The sequence below is a fragment of the Sporomusa sp. genome (assembly GCF_035561155.1).
Taxonomy (GTDB): Bacteria; Bacillota; Negativicutes; order Sporomusales; family Sporomusaceae; genus Sporomusa.
Genome location: NZ_DATMYD010000117.1, coordinates 1 through 2663, shown reverse-complemented (window position 1 = coordinate 2663; position 2663 = coordinate 1). Strand labels below are relative to the sequence as shown.

At 44.0% G+C, this 2663-nt stretch carries 4 protein-coding genes; all 4 read right to left on the bottom strand.

Features of this window, described 5'->3' with window-relative positions:
• The coding region (locus VN447_RS15950) for a hypothetical protein (RefSeq protein WP_325526331.1) at positions 1-813 on the bottom strand (813 nt) is incomplete at its 3' end.
• A gap of 182 nt (positions 814-995) precedes the next feature.
• Positions 996-1949 (bottom strand): phage tail tube protein, encoded by a 954-nt coding sequence (locus VN447_RS15945; protein ID WP_325526330.1) that lies wholly within the window; start codon positions 1947-1949, stop codon positions 996-998.
• Between the two features lie 12 nt (positions 1950-1961).
• Positions 1962-2438 (bottom strand): hypothetical protein, encoded by a 477-nt coding sequence (locus VN447_RS15940; RefSeq protein ID WP_325526329.1) that lies wholly within the window; start codon positions 2436-2438, stop codon positions 1962-1964.
• A gap of 40 nt (positions 2439-2478) precedes the next feature.
• Complete coding sequence (locus VN447_RS15935; protein ID WP_325526328.1) at positions 2479-2628, bottom strand: hypothetical protein; 150 nt, start codon at positions 2626-2628, stop codon at positions 2479-2481.
• Between the last annotated feature and the right edge of the window lie 35 nt (positions 2629-2663).

Below are 2663 nucleotides of genomic sequence, written 5' to 3'. Positions count from 1 at the left end.
ACTAAGCTTAGTCATTTCTACTGCATGTAGATATTTTTCTCTTTCCCGCCAAGTTTCAAATTCCCGCCATTTATCAGAAACTTTGTCAAAGATACTACCATCAGAAGCATTTTCTGTTCCGGCACTAGACAAATTTACAACTTTTGTCTGTTTTGGAAGACCATTTGCAAGAGCTAATAAATCGGTGTTTATAGTTCTTGTATTATCAGCTTTACTCGACTCCTTAATGACTCCGTTTAGTCCTCGGACAAATTTCATACCACCAGAAACCACGGAGTCTTGAACTTCCTTCAGCATGGCCATGACTTCCTGCAATTTAAACTCATATAGCGGGTCTTCCGGCGTAACTCCTTCAAGATCAATTATCCCTTTCGCCATTGCTTCTAGCGATTCCTTTTCTTGGTTCACCTGCCACGATTTCCAGGATTCAACCAAATATCCAATTCCATCAGAAATACTTTGTCTAGTTACCCTATCCCGATCATTAATCTTTTCTATTTCTCCCGGAAGCGGTATTTCGTCCTTAACTTTCGTTGATGTCCCATCCTCATTATACTGCAGCGTTATACCTTCTGCTTTTTCTTGTTCCGTTAAATCCTCTATACCATACGCTGGATTATCAGGAGACAGCATATACTCAGCCCTCACACTGCTAAATGCATCAACGCCAATACTATTTTGCCAATCCTTAAAAAACGTCATAGTTTTGTCAAAGAAGCCAGGATCAACTTGCCACTGCGTCTCGTTAAGATACTTTAAATCATTATTGACACTATATTCATCCTCACCCATTAATTCATCACCTCTTTTCATTGTTCTGCTCTAAGCATTCATGAAAAAACGCCAATTCAGCTAGTTGTCGCTGGCGCATGAAAAAGCGCAAATATGTACCACTGCAAGTGGAATACTTGCGCTTTTTTTACTTCGATACTAGGATTTTTCCTTTGAGTTATCGCGATGCGGACTTCCTTTAACTACCTTTAGAATTCTTACGGCTAAACCGTTGCATAGGAGGCATAGCCATTGACCAAAGTCGCAACAATAGCACTGCCGCCGGCGCCGCTATCATAAAATGCCTTAAAGGGCAAATTGATATAGATCCCTTTTTCGCTTTCAATACCGGGTGATGTTTGCTGGAAAATGACTTCTTCCATAAAAAACTGCAAGCTATGAGTGCCGCTGGTGAACTTGAACTTCAATGAGGATTTCGTGTTATTAACCGCCTTATTCAACAGCACAGTATCAGCAAAAAACGCCTTGATAGTGCCGGACACCTGGAGGATACCTTCAGGCAAGTCGGTTCGGCAACCGTTGCCGCCAATGGTATAGATATTGCCGTCCAGACCGAAATCAGCGTTCAGGCTGGCTTCGGTCACAATGGCCATTTGCGATCCGCCTTCCTCAATCGTCCCTTGAAAATTACTGAATTTCTGGAGTGAGAGTGCGTTCAGGGGTGACGCAAAGGGTGCAGCGCCAACGGTACGTTTGGCGCCGAGAATATCAATAGTGGCAGTCAATTCAGTATCACCGCCATAGGTAAAGGAGAATTTGTTTACTTTGCAGCCGTTAAACATTTCATAGGCCGGAATATCTGGATATTGTTGCTCCAGCACCAGCGACGGCTGACTCTTAGTCACTTTAAATACATGGGTGTAAGGATCACCGGAGCCGGTAGTCGTCGGGTTGCCAAACATGGCCCGCAGCCAAAATCCGGCACCGATTTGATCGATTGGCACTACAATGCTGCCCGATACATCGGTGTTGCCGATCGCGGGCTGGATCTGGTCGCGACGGCCGCGAATGGTAGTGGAATCTATCTGATTTTGACTAATTGCAATTTTCGATTGATTAATAGGCATGCTATAGCCTTTGGGAGATGCCGGCGTCAGTCCATAGGCAGTCTCATAAGCCAGTGCCAACTGAGAATTAATTCCTTTTGCTCTTGACATGGTAGAACCTCCTTAGAAATTGATGCTATAACCATTAACAGGCGCGATTTTTACAGTAAGATCCATACGTCCGGGAAACCGTGGGAAGTAGGCAACTGGCTCAATGTCGTAATTCAATACACTAATCGGGTTGTCCGGGCTTAGTTGCGCAAGTTCCAGGTAGATTAGCTGGCCAAGGCCATCACATTCCGCTATGCCACTTAACTCTGTTATATTATTGGTTACGGTCACTGCGTTTTGCAATATCGTCCAACCAATCGTGAGTTTATACGTATACTCTTGCAATTCCAGCCCTTCTGATTTAGCACCCGGATAAAGAATAATCATCGGGCAGTTATCTGCTGTTGGCGGCGTTTTGCCGTTGATGCCGACGAAGATGTTTGGCACCTTGTTATAATGGGTTGTGCAGAAGTTTGATATTGGCTGGCTGGCTTGCAAGGTGTCTCGCCATTTACTGATAATATCGCTTAGTTTCAGTGTAGGAATCATGTGGTCACTCCCTTTCTTCACTTGTGGTTATGCCGTCTTGTCAGTGATTAGCGGCATATACTCCCATTTGGTACAGTGCGCATTTACCTGTGGTGCCGGTAATAATCCACCATGCGCATGCATCCTCCAGGCATTGACTAAACGAAACCAGATTATTTTCAGGTTTAATACAAAGTAAAGGACAATACATTCTCTCACCTCCTATTCTTTATCCGTACTCAAATG